This window comes from Kitasatospora sp. NPDC015121 (genome assembly GCF_055562955.1).
Genome location: NZ_JBVHEH010000006.1, coordinates 163,885 through 186,526, shown reverse-complemented (window position 1 = coordinate 186,526; position 22,642 = coordinate 163,885). Strand labels below are relative to the sequence as shown.

General features: G+C 76.5%; 19 protein-coding genes. 14 read left to right on the top strand and 5 right to left on the bottom strand.

Annotation, left to right across the window (positions count from 1 at the left end; genetic code table 11):
* The first annotated feature begins 243 nt into the window (after positions 1 to 243).
* Positions 244 to 1,194 carry a beta-ketoacyl-ACP synthase III gene (locus tag ACZ3J7_RS10785; protein WP_465619024.1) on the top strand — a complete coding sequence of 317 codons (951 nt, stop codon included), beginning with the start codon at positions 244 to 246 and terminating at the stop codon, positions 1,192 to 1,194.
* 27 nt (positions 1,195 to 1,221) lie between these two features.
* On the opposite strand, the gene ACZ3J7_RS10780 is transcribed toward ACZ3J7_RS10785, so the two are convergent.
* Positions 1,222 to 1,551 (bottom strand): hypothetical protein, encoded by a 330-nt coding sequence (locus ACZ3J7_RS10780; RefSeq protein ID WP_465619022.1) that lies wholly within the window; start codon positions 1,549 to 1,551, stop codon positions 1,222 to 1,224.
* A gap of 202 nt (positions 1,552 to 1,753) precedes the next feature.
* Here ACZ3J7_RS10780 and ACZ3J7_RS10775 point away from each other — a divergent pair, with 202 nt between their 5' ends.
* Positions 1,754 to 4,246, top strand: a complete 2,493-nt coding sequence (locus ACZ3J7_RS10775) for a DEAD/DEAH box helicase (protein WP_465619372.1) — start codon at positions 1,754 to 1,756, stop codon at positions 4,244 to 4,246.
* A 25-nt stretch (positions 4,247 to 4,271) separates the two neighbouring features.
* Positions 4,272 to 5,075, top strand: coding sequence for an aminoglycoside phosphotransferase family protein (locus ACZ3J7_RS10770; RefSeq protein ID WP_465619020.1), 804 nt, complete (start codon positions 4,272 to 4,274; stop codon positions 5,073 to 5,075).
* Between the two features lie 25 nt (positions 5,076 to 5,100).
* On the opposite strand, the gene ACZ3J7_RS10765 is transcribed toward ACZ3J7_RS10770, so the two are convergent.
* The gene (locus ACZ3J7_RS10765) at positions 5,101 to 5,520 is read right to left on the bottom strand and encodes a nuclear transport factor 2 family protein (RefSeq protein ID WP_465619018.1); all 420 of its coding nucleotides are present in this window, start codon (positions 5,518 to 5,520) and stop codon (positions 5,101 to 5,103) included.
* Between the two features lie 112 nt (positions 5,521 to 5,632).
* The gene (locus tag ACZ3J7_RS10760) at positions 5,633 to 6,481 is read right to left on the bottom strand and encodes a helix-turn-helix transcriptional regulator (protein ID WP_465619016.1); all 849 of its coding nucleotides are present in this window, start codon (positions 6,479 to 6,481) and stop codon (positions 5,633 to 5,635) included.
* Positions 6,482 to 6,599: 118 nt separating this feature from the next.
* Between ACZ3J7_RS10760 and ACZ3J7_RS10755 the strand changes: the two genes are divergently transcribed.
* Entirely contained in the window at positions 6,600 to 7,373 is a 774-nt protein-coding gene (locus ACZ3J7_RS10755) for an SDR family NAD(P)-dependent oxidoreductase (RefSeq protein WP_465619014.1), read from the top strand.
* Here ACZ3J7_RS10755 and ACZ3J7_RS10750 read toward each other — a convergent pair.
* Both ACZ3J7_RS10750 and ACZ3J7_RS10745 read right to left on the bottom strand, forming a co-directional pair.
* On the bottom strand, positions 7,348 to 7,767 hold the full coding sequence (locus tag ACZ3J7_RS10750; RefSeq protein ID WP_465619370.1) for a phosphotransferase-like protein: 420 nt from the start codon (positions 7,765 to 7,767) through the stop codon (positions 7,348 to 7,350). The two genes, ACZ3J7_RS10755 and ACZ3J7_RS10750, sit on opposite strands and share 26 nt — an antisense overlap.
* Positions 7,764 to 8,300, bottom strand: coding sequence for a TetR-like C-terminal domain-containing protein (locus ACZ3J7_RS10745; RefSeq protein WP_465619368.1), 537 nt, complete (start codon positions 8,298 to 8,300; stop codon positions 7,764 to 7,766). Before ACZ3J7_RS10745 ends, ACZ3J7_RS10750 begins: the two co-directional genes overlap by 4 nt.
* Positions 8,301 to 8,550: 250 nt before the next feature.
* Between ACZ3J7_RS10745 and ACZ3J7_RS10740 the strand changes: the two genes are divergently transcribed.
* The 10 genes from ACZ3J7_RS10740 (at position 8,551) to ACZ3J7_RS10695 (ending at position 22,480) form a co-directional block, all read left to right on the top strand.
* Complete coding sequence (locus ACZ3J7_RS10740; RefSeq protein WP_465619012.1) at positions 8,551 to 9,561, top strand: zinc-binding dehydrogenase; 1,011 nt, start codon at positions 8,551 to 8,553, stop codon at positions 9,559 to 9,561.
* A gap of 299 nt (positions 9,562 to 9,860) precedes the next feature.
* Positions 9,861 to 10,313, top strand: a complete 453-nt coding sequence (locus ACZ3J7_RS10735; RefSeq protein ID WP_465619010.1) for a carboxymuconolactone decarboxylase family protein — start codon at positions 9,861 to 9,863, stop codon at positions 10,311 to 10,313.
* A gap of 53 nt (positions 10,314 to 10,366) precedes the next feature.
* Positions 10,367 to 11,158 (top strand): hypothetical protein, encoded by a 792-nt coding sequence (locus ACZ3J7_RS10730; RefSeq protein ID WP_465619008.1) that lies wholly within the window; start codon positions 10,367 to 10,369, stop codon positions 11,156 to 11,158.
* Between the two features lie 106 nt (positions 11,159 to 11,264).
* Positions 11,265 to 12,212: a phosphotransferase gene (locus tag ACZ3J7_RS10725; protein WP_465619006.1), complete on the top strand. Its 948-nt coding sequence runs from the start codon at positions 11,265 to 11,267 to the stop codon at positions 12,210 to 12,212.
* A 171-nt stretch (positions 12,213 to 12,383) separates the two neighbouring features.
* A complete protein-coding gene (locus ACZ3J7_RS10720; RefSeq protein ID WP_465619004.1) occupies positions 12,384 to 15,308 on the top strand; it encodes a discoidin domain-containing protein in 2,925 nt (974 codons plus the stop codon).
* A gap of 183 nt (positions 15,309 to 15,491) precedes the next feature.
* Positions 15,492 to 16,661 (top strand): AAA family ATPase, encoded by a 1,170-nt coding sequence (locus tag ACZ3J7_RS10715; protein WP_465619002.1) that lies wholly within the window; start codon positions 15,492 to 15,494, stop codon positions 16,659 to 16,661.
* A complete protein-coding gene (locus ACZ3J7_RS10710; protein WP_465619000.1) occupies positions 16,658 to 17,158 on the top strand; it encodes a bpX5 domain-containing protein in 501 nt (166 codons plus the stop codon). Before ACZ3J7_RS10715 ends, ACZ3J7_RS10710 begins: the two co-directional genes overlap by 4 nt.
* A 127-nt stretch (positions 17,159 to 17,285) precedes the next feature.
* The gene (locus ACZ3J7_RS10705) at positions 17,286 to 18,998 is read left to right on the top strand and encodes a hypothetical protein (protein ID WP_465618998.1); all 1,713 of its coding nucleotides are present in this window, start codon (positions 17,286 to 17,288) and stop codon (positions 18,996 to 18,998) included.
* Positions 18,995 to 21,868: a bpX6 domain-containing protein gene (locus ACZ3J7_RS10700; RefSeq protein WP_465618996.1), complete on the top strand. Its 2,874-nt coding sequence runs from the start codon at positions 18,995 to 18,997 to the stop codon at positions 21,866 to 21,868. Before ACZ3J7_RS10705 ends, ACZ3J7_RS10700 begins: the two co-directional genes overlap by 4 nt.
* A gap of 120 nt (positions 21,869 to 21,988) precedes the next feature.
* The gene (locus ACZ3J7_RS10695) at positions 21,989 to 22,480 is read left to right on the top strand and encodes a nucleotidyltransferase domain-containing protein (RefSeq protein WP_465618995.1); all 492 of its coding nucleotides are present in this window, start codon (positions 21,989 to 21,991) and stop codon (positions 22,478 to 22,480) included.
* Positions 22,481 to 22,642 lie beyond the last annotated feature (162 nt).

The window sequence follows — 22,642 nt, the reverse complement described above, 5'->3', positions numbered from 1 at the left end:
CCAGCCGCACTACGCCTCCCCGGGTGGTCTCGCCCTCCGCATCCTCGTCGCCGGACCGCCACCGATCAAGTCCCGGCCCGCGGGAACGACGGCTCCCGGGGATCACCGTGGCCGAGCGCCACCGAGATCCCGAGCGGTACCGTCCGCCCCTCGGCCCAGCCTTTAGCTTCCGATCGGTCGGTTGCTATATTCCAGGCCGTCGCGCCCGGCACCGGTCGGGTGCCGCCGTGGAAGGGGAACGCCATGCCCGGAGTCCGGATCGCCGCTCTCGGTCACCACCAGCCCAGCCGGGTGCTCGGGAACGACGAGCTGGCGACGATGGTGGACACCGACGACGAGTGGATCCGGCGGCGGACCGGGATCGTGACCCGCCGGATCGCCGGGGCGGACGAGTCGGTGACGGACCTGGCCACGGCGGCGGCCGCGAAGGCGCTGGCGACGTCGGGGCTCGACCCGGCGGAGATCGGGCAGGTGACGGTGGCGACCTGCAGCGCGGTGGACCGCTGTCCGTCGATCGCGGCGCAGGTCGCGGGCCGGCTGGGGATCCCGTCCGCCGTGGCGTTCGACCTGAACAACGGCTGTGCGGGCTTCTGCACCTCGCTGTCGGTGGCGAGCCACTCGCTGCTCGCGGGGGCGGCGAAGCACGCGCTGGTGATCGGCGCGGAGAAGATGTCCGACCTGGTCGACTGGACGGACCGGCGCAGCTGCATCCTGCTGGGCGACGGCGCGGGCGCGGCGGTGCTGTCGGCGACGGAGGGGGCGGGCAGCGCGGTCGGGCCGGTGGTGTGGGGTTCGGACCCGTCGCGCTCCAGCGCGGTGCGGCTGGTGGACGAGTGGCACCCGCGGTTCGAGCAGGACGGCCAGGCGGTGTTCCGCTGGGCCACCACCGAGCTGCCCGCGCTGGCCGAACAGGCGTGCCGGGCGGCCGGGTTGAGCCCGGCAGAGCTGGACGGGGTGGTGACCCACCAGGCGAACCTGCGGATCATCGAGTCGCTGGTGCAGCGGCTCGGCCTGTCCGAGGACGCGGTGATCGCCCGGGACGTGGTGGACTCCGGCAACACCTCGGCGGCCTCGGTGCCGCTGGCGCTGGCGAAGCTGGTGGAGCGCGGCGAGCTGCGCCCGGGCGCCCGGGTGCTGCTGTTCGCGTTCGGCGGCGGCCTGTCCTGGGCCGGCCAGGTGGTCACCTGCCCGTGAGGCCGGCCCGGGACCGCCGGTGCGGGCTCAGCAGCGGGTGCAGGTGATGGTGAGCGCGATCGTGTCCGGCGGCGGCGGGGAGTTCAGGTACGGGGCGATCCAGCCCGCGAAGCCCTCGCCGCCCTCGATCGGGCCGTAGTGCCAGCGCTGGTTGGGCGCCAGTGGGGTGCCGTCGCCGTTGGCGATGTGCGGGTCGCCGGCCGTCCAGCCCTGGGGGCAGCGGGCGACGACGCCGCTGGAGGAGCCGACCGCGGTGACCGTCTCGACGTTCGGGTCGGCCGCGGCGGCGGCCGGTCCGGCGGCCACCGCCGCCAGGGCGGCGGCGGCCAGCCCGAGCCCGAGAATGCGCTTGCGCATGGAGGTCCTTCCGTGCGTTCGCCGCCCCCGTCGGTTCGGGGGCGATCGACCCGCATCATCTCCGTCACGCACCGTGTCCTACCGGATGCCGGGGGCAACCACTCGTTCGGTCGGAGCGCGGAGGCGAACGGTGGTGCGCGCGCGAGCTTTGCCCGCGGTGATCGAGTGCGGGCAAGATAGCGGGGTGACCCTCCTGGACCTGATGCCGAAACCCGCCACGCCCGACTCGCTGTTCGAGACCTTCGCCGAGTGGGCGTCGGATCGCGGCATCACCCTCTACCCCGCCCAGGAGGAGGCGCTGATCGAGCTGGTCTCCGGGAACAACGTGATCCTGGCAACCCCGACCGGGTCGGGCAAGTCCCTGGTCGCGGCGGGCGCGCACTTCGCCGCGCTGGCCGAGGGCAAGCGGACGTTCTACACCGCGCCGATCAAGGCGCTGGTGTCGGAGAAGTTCTTCGACCTGTGCAAGGTCTTCGGCACCGAGCAGGTCGGCATGATGACCGGCGACGCCTCGGTGAACCCGACCGCGCCGATCATCTGCTGCACCGCCGAGGTGCTGGCCCAGATCGCCCTGCACGACGGCCCGCGCGCCGACATCGGCCAGGTCGTGATGGACGAGTTCCACTTCTACGCCGAGCCGGACCGCGGCTGGGCGTGGCAGATCCCGCTGCTGGAGCTCCCGCAGGCGCAGTTCCTGCTGATGTCGGCGACCCTCGGCGACGTCCGCCGCTTCGAGGAGGACCTGACCCGCCGCACCGGCCGCCCGACCACCGTCGTCCGCTCGGCGACCCGTCCGGTGCCGCTGTTCTACGAGTACCGGCGCACCAGCCTGCACGACACGCTGGAGGAGCTGCTGAACACCGGCCAGGCGCCGGTGTACGTCGTGCACTTCACCCAGAAGGAGGCGGTGGAGCGGGCGCAGTCCCTGATGAGCATCAACATGTGCTCCAAGCAGGAGAAGGACGCGATCGCCGACCTGATCGGCAACTTCCGCTTCACCACCAAGTTCGGCCGCAACCTGTCCCGGTACGTGCGGCACGGCATCGGCGTGCACCACGCGGGCATGCTGCCCAAGTACCGCCGCCTGGTGGAGCGCCTCGCGCAGGCCGGCCTGCTGAAGGTGATCTGCGGCACCGACACCCTGGGCGTGGGCGTGAACGTGCCGATCCGCACGGTGCTGTTCACGGCGCTGTCCAAGTACGACGGGCAGCGGGTGCGGATCCTGCGGGCCCGCGAGTTCCACCAGATCGCCGGGCGCGCGGGCCGGGCCGGGTTCGACACCGTCGGCCAGGTGGTGGCGCAGGCGCCGGAGCACGTGGTGGAGAACGACCGGGCGCTGGCCAAGGCCGGCGACGACCCGAAGAAGCGCAAGAAGGTGGTCCGCAAGAAGGCCCCGGACGGCTTCGTCTCCTGGACCGAGGAAACGTTCGAGCGCCTGATCGGGGCGGATCCGGAGCCGCTGGTCTCCCGCTTCAAGGTCAGCCACGCGATGCTGCTGTCGGTGATCGGCCGCCCGGGCAACGCCTTCGACGCGATGCGCAAGCTGCTCACCGACAACCACGAGGACCGGGCCGCCCAGCGCCGCCACATCCGCACCGCGCTCGCCATCTACCGCTCGCTGCGGGAGGGCGGCGTGGTCGAGCAGTTCGACGAGCCGGACGCCGAGGGCCGCATCGCGCGCCTGACCCTCGACCTGCAGGAGAACTTCGCGCTCAACCAGCCGCTGTCCACCTTCGCGCTGGCCGCCTTCGACCTGCTCGACCCGGAGTCGCCCTCGTACGCGCTCGACGTGGTCTCGGTGGTCGAGGCGACCCTCGACGACCCGCGGCAGATCCTCGCCTCGCAGGAGAACAAGGCGCGCGGCGAGGCCGTGGCCGAGATGAAGCGGGACGGGATCGAGTACGAGGAGCGGATGAACCGGCTCCAGGAGATCACCTACCCGAAGCCGCTGGAGGAGCAGCTCGGCCACGCGTACGAGGTGTACCGGCGGGCGCACCCGTGGATCGGCGACCACCCGCTGCGGCCGAAGTCCGTGGTGCGCGACCTGTACGAGCGCGCGATGACCTTCACCGACTACGTGGGCTTCTACGAGCTGGCCCGCACCGAGGGCATCGTGCTGCGCTACCTGGCGGGGGCGTTCAAGGCGCTGGAGCAGACCGTCCCGGACGACATCAAGACCGACGACCTGAAGGACGTCATCGCCTGGCTCGGCGAGCTGGTCCGGCAGGTCGACTCCTCGCTGCTGGACGAGTGGGAGGCGCTGGCCAACCCGACCGAGCCGGAGGCCGCCGAGGTCCGGATCGAGGACAAGCCGGCGCCGGTCACCGCCAACGCCCGGGCCTTCCGGGTGCTGGTCCGCAACGAGCTGTTCCGCCGGGTCGAGCTGTGCGCGCTGGAGCACTACGACGCGCTGGCCGAGCTCGACGGCGAGGACGGCTGGGACGCCGACCGCTGGGCCGACGCGATGGACGGCTACTGGGAGGAGTACGACGACCTCTTCACCGGCCCGAACGCACGCGGCCCGAAGATGCTGCTGATCGAGGAGGTCGAGGACGAGGGCCTGTGGCGGGTCCGGCAGATCTTCGACGACCCGAACGGCGACCACGACTGGGGCATCTCCGCCGAGGTCGACCTGTACGGCTCGGACGAGGAGGGCCGCGCCGTCGTCAAGGTCACCTCGGTCGGCGCGCACTGACGCCCCGGTGCGCCCGTACGGTGCCGTGACGGACGAACTGGTGCGCGTGCCGCCGGAGGCCCGGGCGCGGCTCGCCGTCCGGTTCGGGGGCGCGGCGGACGGCTGGTGCGACGGGCTGCCCGCCCTGGTGCGGGAGCTCGCCGGCCGGTGGGGGCTGGAGGTGGTCGCGGCGGGCGGCGGCGGGACGTCGCGGGTGTTCCGGTGCCGGCGCGGCGGCGGGACGGTGTGGCTGAAGCTCACGCCGGAGCCCGCGATCGCCCGCGAGGAGGCCGAGGCGCTGCGCCGCTGGGCGGCGGTGCCCTCGGTCGTGCCGCTGCTCGCCGCGGACCCGGCCGCCGGGGCCCTGCTGCTGGCGGACGTCCGGCCCGGTGAGCCGCTGCGGCGGCTCGGCTGGCGTCTGCCCGAAGTCGCCGCCCTGCTGCGGGACTTGCGCGCCCCCGTCGGGCCGGCGGCGGGTTCGGTGCTGCGGCCGCTCGCCGACCGGGTCGGCTTCCTCTTCGACCTCGCCGAGCGCCGGGGCCGGCCCGCCCCGGCCGGACGGCGGGCGGCCGCCCTGGCCCTCGCCTCCGACGGCCCGACCGCGCTCGTCCACGGCGACCTGCACCCGTCCAACGTCCTCGCCGGGCCCGGCGGCCGCCCGGTGGCGATCGACCCCCGCCCGTCCTGGGGCGACCCGGACTTCGACGCGGTCGACTGGGTGCTGGCGGGCCCCGCCGGCCCGGGCGCCCCGGGCGACCCGGACCGGCGGATCGCCGAGCTGGCCGCCCTCGTCCCGGGCCTCTCCCCCGAGCGGCTGCACGCCTGGTGCCGGGTCCTGGACGGGCTCTGACGCGTCGTCGCGCGGTGACGGGGGCTCAGCCGGCCCGGCCGCCCGCGTCCATGTAGTCGCGGACGTGGACGATCAGCCCGTCCCGGACCCGCAGCACCAGCAGGCCGGGCACCGCGAACGCGCCCCGGCCGCCCGCGATCTCGCCCCGCACGACCTGCTCCACCACCAGCACCTCGGGGTCGGTCGACACGTGCAGCGCGCGCTCCTCGACCTCGGTCGGCCGGGCCGGGCTCGCGCCCCACGCCGCGCCGTACCCGGCGCGCACCGCCTCCCGGCCCTCGTAGCGCTCCGGGAACCCGGGGAAGCGGAACGGGAACTCGTGCACGGCGTCCGGCGCGTAGAGGTCGGCGAGGGCGTCCGCGTCGAGGTCGAGCATCGCCCGGCGGTAGCGCGCCAGCACGTCCCGCGGGGTGCGGTCGGACGGGGCGGGGGCGGTGGCGGACATGGTGAACTCCCGTGGCGGGTGGGGTGGTCGGTGTGCCGACGAGCCTACTGCGGGCGGCGCCGGGCCGGGCCGGATTCCGGATCGGAGGGCCCCGGCGGCTCCGGCCGGGGCGTCACCAGGTGGGGCCGGCGGTCGCCGTCGCGGCGGCGAAGACCTCGCGGGCCCGGCTGCCGGGCGGGGCGAGGCAGGCGAAGACGTGGCGGCCGGGCTCGGGCAGCGCGAGGACGGTGTACTCCAGGACCTCGGCGTCCAGGGCCGGGTGGTCGACGTGCAGGCGGCCGGGGCCCGGCGGTCCGGCCCGGTGCTGCGACCAGAGCGCGGCGAAGGCCGGGCTGGCGGCGGAGAACCGGCCGACCAGGTCGGCGAGCGCCCGGTCGGCGGGGCGGTCGGCGTGGTGGGCGCGCAGCGAGGCGACCAGGTCGGCGCCGATCGACCGGTCCGGGGCGTGGTTGTCGGCGCTACGGGAGCCGTACGGGCAGCAGAACACCTGCCAGAGCAGGTTCCGCTCGTGCGGGGGCCGCCGGGCGGGCTCGGCCATCAGCAGCGCGGCGGGCCGGTTCCAGGCCAGCAGGTCGAAGGTCGGGCCGGTGACGAACGCGGGCGCGGCGTCCAGCGTGTCGAGCAGCGCCAGGGTGCTCGCCGGTACGGCGGCCCGGGCCGCCCGGTCGCCCTCCCGCTCGCGGACGGGGCGCGCGCCCGCCAGCCGGTGCAGGTAGGCCCGTTCGGCGTCGGCCAGGTGCAGCGCGTCCGCGATCCCGTCCAGCACCGGCCCGGTCGGCACCCGCTGCCGGCCCTGTTCCAGCCGGGCGTAGTAGTCCGGCGAGATCCCGGCCCGCGCCGCGACCTCCTCCCGCCGCAACCCCGGCGTGCGCCGCCGCCCGCTCGTGACGACACCCGCCTCGGACGGCGCCAGCCGGGCACGGCGGGCGCGCAGGAACGCCCCCAACGGAGTCTCGGACATGCCCGCCACCCTCCCACACCCGCCGGGACCCGACCAGGACCTGCCGGGTCCTGGTCGGGCGGTCCCCGGTGCGGGTGGCCGCTGGTGGGGTGCGGCGGGGGAGAAGAGCCTTGGGGGCATGGGACTTCTGGAGGACAAGGTCACGATCGTCACCGGTGCGGGGCGCGGCATCGGGGCGGCGGCCGCGCGGCTGTTCGCGCGGGAGGGGGCGGCGCTGGTGCTGGCGGCCCGGAGCGGGGACGAGGTGGCGGCGCTGGCCGCCGAGCTGCGGGCCGGCGGGGCGCGGGCGGTGGCGGTGGCGGTGGACCTGACCTCGGCGGCGGGCGCGGACCTGTTGGTGGACGCGGCGCTGGAGGCGTACGGCCGGCTGGACGCGGCGTTCGACAACGCGGGCAACGGCCTGCCGCCCGCACCGCTGGCCGAGCGCGCCGAGGACGACTGGGACGCCGTCCACGCGCTGAACCTGCGCGGCACCTGGCTGTGCCTGCGGGCGCAGTTGGCCGCGCTGGTGGCGGGCGGCCGGGGCGGGTCGATCGTGGTCAACTCGGGGGTGGGGGCGCTGGTCGGCGGGTTCGGGGACGGGGTGCAGCAGGCCGCGAAGCACGGGCTGACCGGTCTGGTCCGGGCGGCGGTGGCCGACTACGCGCCGCTGGGCATCCGGGTCAACGCGGTGGCGCCGGGCGTGGTGCGCACCCCGGGGACGGCGGACTTCTTCGCGCTCGGCCCGGCCTTCACCGACCTGGTGGCCCGCTCGACCCCGCTGGGCCGCCCGGCCCGGGACGAGGAGGTCGCCGAGGCCGCGGCCTGGCTGCTCAGCGACCGCGCCTCGTACGTGACGGGCGTGACGCTGCCGGTGGACGGCGGCATCACCGCGACCCGCCGCTTCGACTGAGGCCCGGCGCGGGCGGCGGCGGCGGGCGGGCGGGGGGGCGGGTGGTGGCGACCACCAGGGCGTGGTGGACGCGTGCGGCCTGGGCGGCGGCCGAGCCGGGGACGCGGGCGCGCTCGCGGGCGGCGGCCTCGGCGGGGTCGCAGCGGACGCCGGCCCAGAGCACGTCGAGGCCGTCCGGGGCCTCGCGCCGGCGCTGCCGGGAGGCGGCGGCGAGGAACACGTCGGCGACGACCGGTGCGCCGGGCCGGACGGTGGCGGCGGTCCCGGCGGCCCGGGCGGGGGTTCCGGCCGGAGGGCCTGGAGCACCCGCGCGAGGCCGCTCTTCCCGCTGCTGGAACCGCCGTCGAGCACGATCGGCCGGGTGTTCGCCCGCCCCACCCCGACGGCCCGTCAGCGCGGGGCGAGGCCGTCCAGGACGAGGTCGACCAGGGCGTCGGTGAAGGCGGGGGTGACGGGTTCGCCGAGCAGCAGGTGGCGGGCGAAGAGCGGGCTCATCAGGGCTTCGACGGCGGCCCGGGGGTCGGCGTCGGGGCGGATCTCGCCGCGGTCGGCGGCGCGGCGCAGCAGGTGTTCGGCGCGCTCCAGGCGGTCGGCCCAGTAGGCGTCGCGTCCGCTGCGGGTCTCGGCGGTGGCGGGGGCAATGCTCAGCTGCAGCAGGGCGGGGCCCTCGGGGGTGTCGAGGAAGGCGGCGAGGGCGGTGAGCATCCGGCGCAGGTCCTCGCGCAGGCTGCCGGTGTCGGGCAGCGGCACGGCCTGGTCGGCGTAGTCGGCGAGGGCCTCGCGCAGGAGGTGTTCGCGGGTGCCCCAGTTCCGGTAGACGGAGGTCTCGTGGACGCCGGCGGCGGCGGCGATCGCGGCGACGCCGGCCGCGTCGAGGCCGCCCTCGGCGAGCAGGCGGACGGTGGCGTCGAGCACCGCCCGGCGCATCGCGGCGCCGCGCCGGCGCAGCGGGGCGGCGGCCGTCCGTGGCTGGGGCTGCGGCTGGGACTGGAGTTCCTCTGGCACCCCACGAGCGTAACGCAGGCCGTCTTGCGTTGCCCCGGGTCGCGACGTACCCTCGACAACGCAAGTCACCTTGCGATAGCCCCCCGACCGGAGGGCGTCGCGATCGATCGGCGATGAGGCCGACGACGGCCCGCCCACCTGCCCGCCCGCCGTCGACCGGAGAGGAACGACCATGGCCACGATGCGTGCCGTCCGTCTGCACGTGCCCACCCGCACCCTGCGCGTGGAGGAGGTGGAGCGCCCGGTTCCCGGTCCGGGCCAGGTGCTGGTGAAGGTGGAGGCGGCGGGCGTCTGCCTGTCGGACGTCCACCTGATCGACGGTTCGCTGACCCCGCTGTACCTGCCCGGCGAGAGCGTCACGCTGGGCCACGAGGTCGCGGGCACGGTCGCCGAGCCCGGTCCCGACGCGGGCCGCTGGCAGGCCGGCGACCGGGTGGTGCTGCAGGCCGGCGAGAAGCGCGACGGGATCACCTGGACGCGCGGCGTCGACTACGACGGCGGCTGGGCCGAGTACGCGCTGGCCCGCGCCGACACGCTGTTCGCGCTGCCCGACACCATCCCGTTCGAGCAGGGCTCGATCATCCCCGACGCGGTCTCCACCCCGTGGGGCGCGGTCACCGCGACCGGCGCCGTCCGCCCCGCCGAACCGGTCGGCGTCTGGGGCGTGGGCGGCCTCGGCGCGCACGGCGTCCAGCTGCTGCGGGCGATCGGCGCCAACCCGATCGTCGCCGTCGACCCCGCCCCGGCCGCCCGCGAACGCGCCCTCGCCTTCGGCGCGGACCTCGCCCTGGACTCGGCCGACCCCGAACTGGCCGCGAAGATCGGCGCGGCCACCGGCGGCACCGGTCTGGCCGCCGCGTTCGACTTCGCCGGCGTGCCCGCCGTCCGCGAGCAGGCGCTGAAGGTGCTCGGCGCGCACGGCCGGCTGGTGCTGGTCGGCCTGACCGACCAGCCGCTGACGGTCGCGAACAGCATCCGCTTCTCGTACCTGCAGCAGCAGGTCCTCGGCCACTACGGCTCGGAGGACGCCGCCGTCCCCCAGCTGATCTCCCTCGCGGCGGGCGGCCGACTGGACTTCTCCCGCTCGATCAGCGGCGTCCTGCCGCTGGAGCAGGCCGCCGAGGCCGTCGAGCGGCTGCACACCAAGCAGGGCGACCCGATCCGGCTGATCCTCAAGCCCTGACGGCTCCGTCCACCGCCGGGCGGGGGGGGGGGGGGGGGGGGGGGCCCCCCCCCCCCCCGGCCCGCCCGCCTCGGACGACGTCGAACTCGTTGCCCTCCGGGTTCCGCAGCACGGTCGCGCCCGGGCCCGCCGGGAACCCCCGGGCCCGGGCGGGCCGCTCGGTGCCCCACCGCCGCGCCCCGATGGGCGACGCCCTGGTCGGCGGGGCCGGGCCGACCGGACGGCCTTGCCTTGGAGTGCGCTCCAACTCCTAGGGTCGTCACCGTCCGCACCAACCGGCCGCCGCCAGGGAGCCCGCGATGACCACCACGACCACGACCGCCACGACCACGACCGCCACCGACGTCCCGACCACCCGTCAGGAGCGTTTCGCCCACGGCCTGGAGGTGCTCGGCCGGATCGACGGCGACGCCGGGACGGCCGTCCTCGCCGCGCTCGCCGACGTCTCCCCCGAGCTGGCCCACCAGGTCGCCGCCTGGGGCTTCGGCGAGATCTACGACCGTCCCGGACTGGCGCCCCGGGACCGGCAGTTGGTCACCCTCGGCATGCTGACCGCGCTCGGCGGCTGCGAGCCGCAGCTCCGGGTGCACGTCAACGCCGCGCTGAACGTGGGCCTCAGCCCGCAGGAGATCGTCGAGTCCCTGCTGCACAGCGCCGTCTACTGCGGTTTCCCGCGCGCCCTGAACGCCACCCTCGCCGCTGGGCAGGTCTTCGCCGAGCGCGGCCTGCTGCCGGTCGTCCCGGCCGCCTGAGGGGCCGCGACGACGGCAACCCGCCTGTGGGCGGGGGCCGTTACAGTGCGGCCATGACCGACACCACCACCACCGCCGCGGGTCCCGACTGGGACCGTCGGCTCTCCGACGGCTTCGCCGTCCTGCTCGGGCGGCCGCTCGACGCGTACGACCCGGAGGCCGTGTACGCGGCCGAGATCGACGGGAACCTGCTGTACGAGACCGGGTTCCGGACCGATCCGGCCTGGGTGCGGCCCGCCGCGCTGCGCGGGGCGGAGGACGTGCCGGGGTTCTGGGTGTTCGACGCGGCGCGGGAGGTGCCGCGGTTCGACGCGAGCCGGTCGCTGTTCGACTTCTCGGGGCCGGGGCGGGCGACGCTGCCGGCGGGGTTCGCGGCGGCGGTCGAGGCGGCCTGCCTCCGGCCGTCCCTGGTCCGGGGCGCGGACCTGGCGCCGCTGGTGGAGGAGCACGGGGTCGACCTGACGGACCCGGCGTTCGCGGGGTCGTGGTCGGTGTCCTTCGCCCGGCTGGTCTCGGACGGGACGCTGTTCGGGGCACTGGTCGCCGTGCTGCAGACCGGTCGGGGGCCGGAGGAGCTGCTGGAGTTCGAGTTCGATCCGGAGGACGAGGTCGAGGAGTCCTGGCTGGCGGGGCTGGCCGGGGTGGAGCACCCGGAGCTGCGACACCACCTGGCGTTCTTCTGCACCGAGGGCGAGGCGGGCCTGATGCCGGTCGCCGCCGGGGAGCGGGCGCACCCGCTGGCGGCGGACGACTGCGCGGAGCTGGCCGGCTGGGAGGACGGGCACGGGCAGGTCGAGCTGCGCGTCGTCCGGCTGAGCGAGCGGGTGGCCGGGCCGCGCCGCTGAACCGCCGAACACCACCGAACCACCGGACCACCGAACGCCGCCGAACGCCGCCGAACGCCGCCGAAAACGGTTCGCCAGGCCCCGGGCGGCCCTGGATGCTCGTCGCATGACACTGCACGAGGACGAGGTGGCGGCGGACGCGGCGACGGTCCGGGCGCTGCTGCGCGAGCAGCGCCCGGAGTGGGCCGGGCTGCCGGTGGCGGCGGCGGGGGCGGGCACCGACAACCGGATGTTCCGGCTGGGCGCGGAGCTGCTGGTGCGGCTGCCGCGCACGCCGGGGACGGCGTCGGCGCTGCGCAAGGAGCGGCGCTGGCTGCCCGAGCTGGCGCCGCACCTGGTGCCGTACGCGGTGCCGGAGCCGGTGCACGAGGGGGTGCCGGGTGAGGCGTTCCCGCTGCCCTGGTCGGTGTACCGGTGGATCGAGGGCGTGCCGCCCGGCCCGGAGTCGGTGCGGGACTGGGCGGCCCTGGGCACCGCGCTGGCCGGGGCGGTGCGCGCGCTGCACGCCGCGCCGGTGCCGGACGAGGCGGCGCGGGAGGGTCTGGAGTGGTACCGGGGCGGGGAGTTGGGGCCCTGTGACGCGTGGGTGGGCCGGTACTTCGCGGAGCTGGAGGCGGCGGGCGGGGCGGGCCTCGACCCGGAGCGGCGGGCCCGGCTGGCCGGGGTGTGGCGGGAGGGGCTGGGGCTGCCCGCGCCGTCCGGTCCGGTGGTGTGGCTGCACGGCGACCTGAAGCCGAGCAACCTGCTGGTGCGGGACGGGGTGCTGCACGCGGTGATCGACTTCGGCGGCCTGTCGGTGGGCTTCCCGGACGCCGAGCACGCCCCGGTGTGGGACCTGCCGGTGGCGGCCCGGCGGGCGTACTGGCGGGCGGCGGGGTTGGCGCCGGAGACCTGGCGGCGGGCCCGGGCCTGGGCGGTGGCGGTGGGGGTGGCCGGGCTGTCGTACTACCGGGAGAGCGATCCGGCGTTCGCCGCCGAGTGCCGGTCGCGGCTGCTGGCGGTGCTGGACGGCGCCGGGGAGGCCGTGTCGGAGGAGGCCGCGACGGGCGGGTGACCTGCCGGCAGGCGGCGCTGCAATCACGTTTCGTCGCACCTTGGCAGCTGATCTTGCGTCAATCTGTATCTTTTTTGCACTCACCCGTGGACTTCCTGCTGCGCCGAGCCCTACGCTCGGCACGCCCGGCCACCACCCGGGCCTTCCCCCATGCAGGAAGCACGGTCACCCATGCTGAATCCCCCCACCCGCGCCAGGCGGACCGTCGCCTCGCTGGCCACCCTCGCGCTGGGCGCCGGCGGCCTGTTGGCGGTGACGTTCGTCAACGCCGGCACCGCGCACGCCGCCGCCGTCCCCGCCCTGTCGCCGCTGGCCGTCCCGGGCCGGGGCGCGAGCGTCCCGTTCATCGAGCAGGAGGCCGAGTACGCGGCCACCAACGGCTCCGTGGTCGGCCCGGACCGGCAGTACGGGCACCTGGCCTCCGAGGCCTCGGGCCGCCAGGCCGTGACCCTCGACTCGGTCGGCGAGTACGTCGAGTTCACCCTCACCGCGCCCGCCAACTCGATCGACTTCCGCTACAGCCTGCCGGACTCGGCGGACGGCAGGGGCCGCGACGCCTCGATGGACCTGCTGGTCAACGGGCAGAAGCTGAAGAGCGTCGACGTGACCTCCAAGTACAGCTGGTACTACGGCGGTTACCCGTTCAACAACAACCCGGGCGACAGCAACCCGCACCACTTCTTCGACGAGACCCGCACCCTGCTGGGCAGCACCTACCCGGCCGGGACGAGGATCCGGCTGCAGGTCTCCTCCACCGCGCAGTCGCCGGCCTTCACCGTCGACCTGGCCGACTTCGAGAACGTCGCCCCGCCGATCGGCAAGCCGGCCGGCGCGATCGACGTGGTCGCGGACTTCGGCGCCGACCCCACCGGCGCCGCCGACTCCACCGCCAAGTTCCAGGCCGCGGTCAACGCCGGTGCGGCGCAGGGCCGGACGGTCTACATCCCGCAGGGCACCTTCACGCTGTACGACCACGTGGTGGTCGACAAGGTGACGCTGGCCGGCGCGGGCCCCTGGTACAGCGTGCTGGGCGGGCGCGACCCGGTCAACCGCAACCGGGCGGCCGGCATCTACGGCAAGTACGTGGCCGGCGGCGGCTACGGCGGCGGGATCCGGCCGCAGGAGGCGGGCGGCCCGAGCCAGAACGTCACGCTGAAGGACTTCGCGATCATCGGCGACGTGCGCGAGCGGGTCGACGACGACCAGGTGAACGGCCTGGGCGGCGCGATGTCCAACTCCACGGTCGACAACCTGTGGATCCAGCACACCAAGGTCGGCGCCTGGATGGACGGTCCGATGGACCGCTTCACCATCAAGAACAGCCGGATCCTCGACCAGACCGCGGACGGCGTCAACTTCCACACCGGCGTGACCAACTCGACGGTCACCAACACCTTCCTGCGCAACACCGGCGACGACGGCCTGGCCTCCTGGCCGGAGCGGGTGCCCAACACCAACGACAGCTTCACCCACAACACCGTGGTGCTGCCGATCCTCGCCAACAACATCGTCACCTACGGCGGCCGGGACTTCACCATCTCGGACAACGTGATGGCCGACACCATCACCAACGGCGGCGGCCTGCACATCGCCAACCGCTACCCGGGCGTCACCTCCGGCAACGGCACCGCCGTCGCGGGCACGATCACCGCCGCCCGCAACACCCTCGTCCGCACCGGCAACAGCGACTACAACTGGCAGTTCGGCGTCGGCGCGATCTGGTTCGACGGCCTGAACGAGCCGATCACCGGCGCGACCATCAACGTCACCGACACCGACATCCTGGACAGCTCCTACGAGGCGATCCAGACCATCGAGGGCGGCGTCACCGGCGTCAACCTGACCAACGTGCACATCGACGGCGCGGGCACCTACGCGATCCAGGCGCAGGCCAACGCCCAGATGCGGTTCACCAACGTCACCGCGAAGAACATCGCGCAGGCCGCCACCCCGATCCACAACTGCGTGGGCACCGGCTTCCAGATCACCGACGGCGGCGGCAACTCCGGCCTGACCGGCTCGACCTGCACCGGCCAGTGGCCCGCGCCGGTCTGGACGTACAACGGCGTTCCGGTCGGCGGCGGTTCCACCTCCTCGCCGAGCCCGAGCCCTTCCACCTCCGCCTCCCCCTCGACCCCGGCCTCGCCGTCCCCGTCCCCGTCGTCCACCTGCCCGAGCGGCACCGGTAACCTCGCGCAGGGCCGCCCGGCCACCGCCTCCGGTACCAACGCCGGGCTGGGCGCGGGCAACGCGGTCGACGGTGACGCCAACAGCTACTGGGAGAGCGCCAACAACGCCTTCCCGCAGTGGATCCAGGTCGACCTCGGCTGCGCGACCAGCCTGACCAAGGCCGTCCTGAAGCTGCCCCCGGCCACCGCCTGGGCCGCCCGCACCGAGACCCTCACCGTCCAGGGCTCCACCGACGGCACCACCTTCACCACCCTGGTGGGCTCGGCCGGCTACACCTTCGACCCGGCCACCGGCAACACCGCCACCGTCAACCTCCCCGCCACGCCCACCCGTTACCTGCGACTGACCGTCACCGGCAACACCGGCTGGCCCGCCGCCCAGCTCGCCGAACTCCAGCTGCTCGGCGGCGGCACATCCTCGCCGTCCCCGTCCACCTCGGCCTCGCCGTCCCCGTCCCCCTCCGCGTCGTCCACCTGCCCGGCGGGCAGCGGCAACCTCGCCCAGGGCCGCCCGGCGACCGCCTCCGGCACCAGCCAGACCTACGGGCCGGGCAACGCGGTCGACGGTGACGCCAACTCCTACTGGGAGAGCGCCAACAACGCCTTCCCGCAGTGGATCCAGGTCGACCTGGGCTGCGCGCGCGCCCTCTCCAAGGCCGTGCTGAAGCTGCCCCCGGCCACCGCCTGGGCCGCCCGCACCCAGACCCTCACCGTCCAGGGCTCCACCGACGGCACCACCTTCACCACCCTGGTGGGCTCGGCCGGCTACACCTTCGACCCGGCCACCGGCAACACCGCCACCGTCAACCTCCCCGCCACGCCCACCCGTTACCTGCGACTGACCGTCACCGGCAACACCGGCTGGCCCGCCGCCCAGCTCGCCGAACTCCAGCTGCTCGGCGCCTGATACCCGGTCGCCGTCCGGACCCCGGCCGGGCCGGGAGCCCCCGTCGGGCTCCGGACGGCGGCCGCCCCCACCGCCCCCGCCCGGTCACCACGACCGGACGGGGGCGGCTCCCGTCCGCCCGCGGCTCGGCGGTGATCGAATCGGATGGTGCGCCCCGCGCGGGGGCACGTACACTCCGGCCTCGTGACTGAGCTCTGGGACGCGGACCTGACGGCCGACGCGAAGCGGATCGGCGAGGCGGTCGCCGTCGCCGGCGCCGGGATGGTGGACCGCGAGGTGCTGGCCGAGGTGGTGGCGCTGTGCGCCGTCGCGGGCGAGCACCTGCTGGTGGTGGGCGCGCCCGGCACCGCCAAGTCCGAGGTGGTGCGGCGGGTCGCCGGGCAGCTCGGCGGGCGCTACTTCGAGTACCTGCTCGGCCGGTTCACCGAACCCAACGAGCTCTTCGGCTCCGTCGACCTGGCCCGGCTGCGCGAGGGCCGGGTCGAGTACGAGACCGGCGGCATGCTGCCGGAGGCCGAGTTCGCCTTCCTGGACGAGGTCTTCCTCGGCTCCACCGCCGTCCTGAACACCCTGCTCGGGCTGCTGAACGAGCGGGTGTTCCGGCGCGGCGCGACCGTCCTGGACAGCCCGCTGCGGATCTGCGTCGGCGCGGCCAACAGCCTGCCCGAGGACCCCGCGCTGGAGGCCTTCGCGGACCGCTTCCTGGCCCGGCTGTTCGTCTCCCCCGTGCCGGACGACCGGCTGGAGGAGCTGCTGGAGGCGGGCCGCCGCCCCGCGCCCGCGCTGCCGGACGGCCCGGGCCTGGTCGCGGTGCTCGACCGGCTGGCCGCCGCCGCCCGCCGCTGCGCGCTCGCCCCGGTCACCCCCGTACTGGCCACCGCCGTCCGCCGGCTGCGCGCCGCCGGCGTCCCGCTCGGCGACCGGCGGGTGGTCCGGGCCCAGCGCCTGGTCGCCGCCGCCGCGACGCTCGACGGGCGCACCACCGCCTCCGAACGCGACCTGTGGGTGCTGCCGCTGATCGCCCCGACCGCCGACGCCCAGGCGCTGGCCCGGGACACCCTCACCGACCTGGTCGGCGCGGCCGCCAACCGGGGCCTGGCGTACGCCGCCGAGGAGCTCTCCCGCGGCCCGCTGGCCCGCGCCGGACGGCTGACCCGGGTCGGCACCGCCCTGCTCGCCGAGATCGCGGCGGCCCCGGAGACCTCGGCGGCGCCGACGGCACCGGGCTCCGGCGACCGGCGGCTGCGACTGGAGGCGACCCTGCGGGAGATCGACGCCTCCTTCGAACCCGCTGACCTGCCCGCGGAGTTGGCCGCCGTCCGGACCCGGCTGGTCGCGGCGGTCCGGCCGTGACCAGCCGGGTCCGGACGGCGGGCGGGCCCGCCGCCCCGGTCGCCCTGCGCTGGGAGCACCGCGAACCGCCGCTGCCCGCCGCCGCGGTGGCGGGCCTGGGCTCGGCCGCCGCCGCGCTGGCCGCGGCCGCCCGGGAGCGGCTGGCCGCCGGTGCGGCGCTGCGCGCGGCGGCGACGACGGCGCAGGAGGCGGACGAGCCGGTGCTGGTGGTGCTCGGCGACCCGGCCGACCTGCCGTGGGCCGAGGGCGTCCGCTATCTGGGCTGGGACGACGGCGTCCTCGTCCCGACCACGGCCCGCCCGCTGCCGTCCCCCGCCCTGTGGCGCGACGCGCTGGCCGGCACGGCCCTGCCGCCCCTCGCCGACCCCCTGCTCGTCCTGCTGCCCCCGGGTCTGGCCCTGCTCACCGAACTCCCGACCCGCACGGCCGTGTTCACCCCCCTTACTGCCCCGGAGACCGCTCCGGAGACCGCTCCGGAGACCGCTCCGTGCCCGTGAACCCGCCCGCACCCGCGACGGCGAACGTGCGAACCCCGGCACGGACGCGGGCACGGGCGCGAACGCTGCCCGCCGACGCGACCGCACCGACCACGTCCACCACCCCGCCCGCCCCGGAGCCCGCCCCGTGAACCCGGTCCCGACCGCCTCGTCCCGCCCGACGTCCGCCGCCGCCGGCCTGCTGCCGGAGGCACTGGCGCCGTGGGCGGCCGGGCTGTCCGCGCTGACCCGGGCGCTGGCGGTGGCGCTCGGGCCGCTGGTGCTGGGGATCGACGCGCTGGTCGGTGCGGAGCAGCCGCGGGCGGCGGTGCGGGGCGAGCCGGACGGTTACGGCGGGTTGGGTCGGCGGGGGCGGCCGGAGCAGCTGCGGCCGGCCGAGTGGCTGCTCGCCGACGAGTGGCCGGAGGAGTTCGCCCGCCGCCACCTGGAGGGTGAACTGCTGTACGTGGCGCCGGAGTTCCGCGAGGATCCGGTCACCGGCCGGGTGGTCGCACTGGTCGACGCCGGACCGTTGGCGGCCGGGCCGGCCCGGCTGGTGCAGCTCGCCGCGCTGGTCGTGCTGCACCGGAGGGCGGCGGCCCGGGGCAGCGAGCTGGTGGTGCGGGTGCTCGGCGCCCCGGCCGAGGAGGAACTCTCCGGTGAGCTGCCGGAGTTGCTGCCGCGCTGGCGGAAGGCGCGGAGCGCCGTCGCGCCGGACGCCGCCTCGGTGGCCGAGGCCCGCGCGGCGCTGGACGCCCCGGACGAGGCCTGGCTGCTGACCACGCCCGCGCTCGCCGCACGGCTCACGCCCCCGCTCCCCCGCACGCTCACCGCCGAACCGGCCGGCTGGGGCCCGTCCGGGGCCCGCTCGGTCCGGCTCGCCCTCGGTTCGGCCGTCTCCGAACTCCCTTTGCCGGAGACCGGGTTGGCGGTCCGGGCGCTGCGCGGCGGGGAGTTCCGGCGGCGGCCGGAGCAGGTGTCGCACACGGTGCCGACGGCCCGGCTGCCGGTCTTCACCGGCCTGTCGCCGACCCTGCTGAGCCGGGGCAGGGAGGTGGGCCGGCTGGTCGCCACTCGGGTCCGCCCCGACGGCAACGGGCAGCCCGGCCGACCCCGGATCCACGGTTTCGGCCTGCCGGTGCTCGCGGCGGCCCGGGTCGGGAAGCGGCTGATGGTGCTGGTGGACGGCGGCGTCGACCTGCGGCTCAAGCTGGTCGGCAGCCCGCCCGCCGAGCCCGTCCCGACCTCGATCGACCGGGCCCCGTTCGGCCTGGACCCCGCCCGGCTGGACGCCCTGCTGTCCGCCCCGGTGCTGCCGCTGCTCTGGCGGGACGGCGCGCTCGCGCTGCCGCTCGCGGGCCGCTGGTGGTCGATCGCGGCGGACGGCGGTGTCCGGGACGACGGCCCGGCCGGCGAGGGGACCGACGGCGGCCCGGCGGGCTTCAGGTGGGCCCGCGAACCCCGGCTGTACGAGGGCGACCCGGCGGTGGTGGACGCGCGGGCGCCGCACCGGCTGTACGCCCGCGACGCGGTCGCCTGGTCGCACGACGGCGTGGAGTGGCTGCTGGCCGCCCCCGGGCGCCACGCCCTGCGGGCGGTCGTCCCGGCGGGCTCCGAGGCGATCGGCCTGGTCCGGCAGGGGCACGGCCTCGCGCTGGTCACCTGCTCCACCGCCGGAGTCCTGGTCCGCAGCGTCCGGACGGACGGTTCCCGGACGCTGAGCCGGCTCTCCGGCGGCAGCGTCCACCCCTCGGTCCACCCGGCCCTGCCGCTGGTCGCGGCCGAACCGCGCCCGGGACAGGTCGTGGTCGGCGACGCCTTCACCGGCCAGCTCCGGATGATCATCGGGAGCGACACGTGAACGACACCGCCGCCGGCCGCCACCGGGTCTCGGTCGAGGCGGCGGGCTTCCTGCTGGACGTCCCGCTGCTGGGGGCGGAGGAGGCCGCCGCGCGGGTGCTCCTGCTCTGGCGGGACGGTGCCCGGCTGAGCGAACTCCCCTGCGGGTCGTGGTTGTTGCAGCTGCCCCGGCCGGTCTCCGCACGGGCTGACCGGGCGCCCGGACTGCCGCTGCTGGCCCGTTCGGGGGGCCTGGTCTCGTTCGACCTGCCGGAGGCCGCGTCGGATCCCACCGGCGCACCGGCGGTGGCGGCCGGGGAGTTGCTGGTGCTGCGCGGCGGTCGGCCGGAGCGGCACCGGCTGACCGCGCTGCCGCCGGTGGCGCCCGCCCGGTGGCTCGACCTGTCGGGCCTGGTGGTGCGCCGCCTGGAGCCGTCGGCGGCGGCCGGGCCCGAGCCGGAGCCGGTGGTGGAGGCACTGCTCGCACCGCCCCGGTCCGACCTGCGGGTGGCGGCCGGGATCCGGCCGGTGTCGCAGCGGCTCCGGCGGCTGCGGGGGGACCGGCCGGCGGGTCCGCTCTCCCGGAAGGGCCCGCTCGGCCCGCCCGGGGCGGTCCGGGCCGGTCGGTCGGGCCGGTGGAGCGTGTCCTCGGCGTTCCTGCTGGCGGCGGTGCTGTTCGTCCTGTTCGGGTCGTCCGCCGTCCTGTTCGGCGCCTCCCGCACCGTGGCGCAGGTGGTCGGCGGCGTCCTGGCCGGGCTCGGGACCACCCTCGCGGTGGTCGCCGAACTCCGCCGGCTCCGGGCCCCCGCGAGCGGTACCGGCACCACGGGCACCACCGGCACCGGCCGCGCCTCGGACCCGGCCGCCGCCACCCGCCCCCGCGTCGGCCGGGCCCACCGCACCCTGCGCAAGGCGCTGAACGGCGCGCTGGCCGCGCTCGCGCTGCGCACGCCCGCCACCGCCCGGGTGGTGCACGGCCGGCAGGCGCGCTACCTGCGCGAGCTGACCGCCGCGTTCCGGCAGCGCCGCTGGGAGGACGCGCTGCGCGACGCGCTCGCCCTCGGCGAGCGGTCGCCGGCGGGCCGGGACTCCTGGCTGACCCTGGCGCTGCCGACCCGGCGCACCGGCGCGCTGCGGGCCGCGACGCGGCGCGGATCGGGCGGGGCGGTCTCCGCGCTCTCCGGTCCGAACGTCCACCAGCACCTGACCGCGCTGTACCGGGCGGCGGCCGAGGCGCTGGAGCGCGAGGGCCGGATCGACGAGGCCGCGTTCGCCCTCGCCGACCTGCTGGGCCGTCCGTCCGAGGCGGTCGCGCTGCTGGAGCGGCACGGCCGCCACCGGGACGCGGCCGTGCTCGCGGAGGGCCGGGGCCTGGATCCGGAGCTGGCCGTCCGGCTGTGGTGGCTGGCGGGCGAGCGGGAGCGGGCCGTCCGGCTGGCCGAGCGGCACGACGCCTTCCCGTCCGTGGTGGCGCGGCTGGGCGCGGTCGACGCGGACGCGGCGCGCGGGCTGCGGACGGCGTGGGTGCGTTCCCGGCAGGCGGCGGGCGACCGGCTGGGCGCGGTCGAGGCGGCCTGGCCGGACGAACGGCTGCGTCCGCTGGTGGTGGCCGACCTGCGGGACGGGGTCGCGCTCGGCGGAGTGGTCCGGGCCCGATCGCTGGCGTACCTGCGGGCGCTCGACGCGGGTGAGCGGGTGGCGCCGATGATCCGGACCCTGCTGGCCGGGGACGAGCCGGAACTGCGGCTCCAGCGCGGCGAGTTCGCGGCGACGATGGCCGGGCTGCCGGGCGGCTCGCCGGCCCTGGACCGGGAGCTGGCCACGGCCGCGGCGCTGGCGGTGCTCCGGGACGGCGGGTTCGGGGAGCGTCCCGAGCACACCCGGCGGCAGCTGTTCGGGGCCCTGCTGGAGCGCGCGGACCCGCTGGTGGTGGCCGACCTGCCCCCGCTGCCCGACCGTCCGGCCCAGCCCGGCGGGCTGGGCACGGTGCACGCGGACCGGCTGCCCGGCGGGGCCCGGCTGCACGACGCGGCGGCCCTGGAGTCCGGCGCGGTGCTGGTCGCCTGCGGGCAGGCGGGCGTCCGGCTGCTGACCCCGGACGGGCGCACCAAGGCCCGCTGGAGCACCCCGGCGGACCGGCTGGTGCTCGCCGACCACGGCGGCGCCGCGCTGCTGGTCGCCCGCTACGGGGACGTCCGCGAGATCGCCCGGCTCGACCTGGCCACCCGGACGGTGCGCCCCTGGGCCACCCTGCGCGGCGCCGAACCGCTGCCGTCCTTCGACGGCCGGCTGCTCACCGTGGTCGAGGACGACGCCCTCGCCGTGTACGACACGCTGGCCGCCCGACCGACCGTCGTGTGGCGCGAACTCGGCCACGGCGCGGACCTGTTGGGATCACCGGCCCGCACCCCGGGGAGTTTCGCGGCGCTGGTCGCCGAACACCCCCTGCTGGAGCGGTGGCGCTGGGACGCCCCGGGCTGGCAGCTGCGCTCCCGGCACGGGCTGGACGCCCCGGTCCGGCCGCTCCCCCGCGTCCTGGCCGAGGGCAGCCTGCTCTCGATCGATCCGGAGGCCGGCGAGCTGGTCCGCTCCGGCGAGGACGTCGTCTCCCGCCGCCCCCTCTCCGGCCCGCCGGAGTCCTCCGTCCTGCTCTCCGACGGCGACCTGTACGCGCTGGCGACCGCCGAACCGGGCGGCACCGCCCTGGACCTGGGCCTCGGCCCGAGCCTGCTGGTCCGCGCCGTCCTGCGCTTCCCGTCCGCCACGCCGGACGACCTCTCCCTGCGCCACCACGCCGGCCTCGCGACCGTCCACCACCGCGACGGCCGCCTGATCGCCCTGGCCGCCGACGGCTCCCGCCTGCTCGCCAACCTCCGCCTCCCCGCCGAGTGACCCCCCGCCGGGACGGGTGGCGGCGGGCCGCCCTCGCACCGGTCGGCAAAAAACCGACGGATCCGCGCAAATTTTACTAGCATCCCTCGTTGGAAAGTCGAGCTGGAGGGGAGTGCGCCCATGCGGGACGCGGACGTGCTGGAGGTGCTGGACGCGCTGCGGGCGGCCGGGGCACAGGTCTGGATCGCCGGCGGCTGGGGCGTCGACGCCCTGCTCGGGCGGCAGACCCGTCCACACCGGGACCTGGACCTGCTGCACCGCCGGGAGCAGGAGCCCACCGCGCTGGCGGCGCTGGCGGCGCTCGGCTTCGCGGAGCGGACCGACCTGCGGCCGGTCAGGTTCGTGCTGGCGGACGACCGGGGACGGGAACTCGACCTGCACCCGCTGGAGTTCGGGTCGGATGGGGACGCCCGCCAGGAGTCGCACGAGCCCGGCCGGCCGTTCCACTACCCGGCCGCGTGCTTCGTCACGGGGACGATCGGCGGGCGGGAGGTGCCCTGCCTCTCCGTGGCGCAGCAGGTGTTCTTCCACCAGGGGTACGAGCCCGCCGAGCGGGACCGGCGGGACATGGCCCGGCTGCGGGAGGCGTTCGGCGTCGAGACCCACTTCTGAGCCGGGGCCCGCTTCCGCGCGGCGGCCGGGCCTCCGCGCGGCGGTCGGGCCTCCGCGCGGCGCTCAGACCTCCAGGCGTCGTCCGCCCCCCCCCCGGCGGGGGCGGCCCACGGCCCCGGCGGCCCCCGGCGCGACGGCGGCCCCGCGCCGCCCCCCGCAGCG

What these genes read in the sequence shown, in the direction of transcription:
- ACZ3J7_RS10695 (WP_465618995.1), top strand. Translation starts at nt 21,989, where the DNA reads ATGCGGGACGCGGACGTGCTGGAGGTGCTGGACGCGCTGCGGGCGGCC.
- ACZ3J7_RS10760 (WP_465619016.1), bottom strand. Translation starts at nt 6,481, where the DNA reads ATGTCCGAGACTCCGTTGGGGGCGTTCCTGCGCGCCCGCCGTGCCCGG.
- ACZ3J7_RS10740 (WP_465619012.1), top strand. Translation starts at nt 8,551, where the DNA reads ATGGCCACGATGCGTGCCGTCCGTCTGCACGTGCCCACCCGCACCCTG.
- ACZ3J7_RS10720 (WP_465619004.1), top strand. Translation starts at nt 12,384, where the DNA reads ATGCTGAATCCCCCCACCCGCGCCAGGCGGACCGTCGCCTCGCTGGCC.
- ACZ3J7_RS10745 (WP_465619368.1), bottom strand. Translation starts at nt 8,300, where the DNA reads ATGCGCCGGGCGGTGCTCGACGCCACCGTCCGCCTGCTCGCCGAGGGC.
- ACZ3J7_RS10785 (WP_465619024.1), top strand. Translation starts at nt 244, where the DNA reads ATGCCCGGAGTCCGGATCGCCGCTCTCGGTCACCACCAGCCCAGCCGG.
- ACZ3J7_RS10765 (WP_465619018.1), bottom strand. Translation starts at nt 5,520, where the DNA reads ATGTCCGCCACCGCCCCCGCCCCGTCCGACCGCACCCCGCGGGACGTG.
- ACZ3J7_RS10775 (WP_465619372.1), top strand. Translation starts at nt 1,754, where the DNA reads ATGCCGAAACCCGCCACGCCCGACTCGCTGTTCGAGACCTTCGCCGAG.
- ACZ3J7_RS10730 (WP_465619008.1), top strand. Translation starts at nt 10,367, where the DNA reads ATGACCGACACCACCACCACCGCCGCGGGTCCCGACTGGGACCGTCGG.
- ACZ3J7_RS10780 (WP_465619022.1), bottom strand. Translation starts at nt 1,551, where the DNA reads ATGCGCAAGCGCATTCTCGGGCTCGGGCTGGCCGCCGCCGCCCTGGCG.
- ACZ3J7_RS10735 (WP_465619010.1), top strand. Translation starts at nt 9,861, where the DNA reads ATGACCACCACGACCACGACCGCCACGACCACGACCGCCACCGACGTC.
- ACZ3J7_RS10755 (WP_465619014.1), top strand. Translation starts at nt 6,600, where the DNA reads ATGGGACTTCTGGAGGACAAGGTCACGATCGTCACCGGTGCGGGGCGC.
- ACZ3J7_RS10725 (WP_465619006.1), top strand. Translation starts at nt 11,265, where the DNA reads ATGACACTGCACGAGGACGAGGTGGCGGCGGACGCGGCGACGGTCCGG.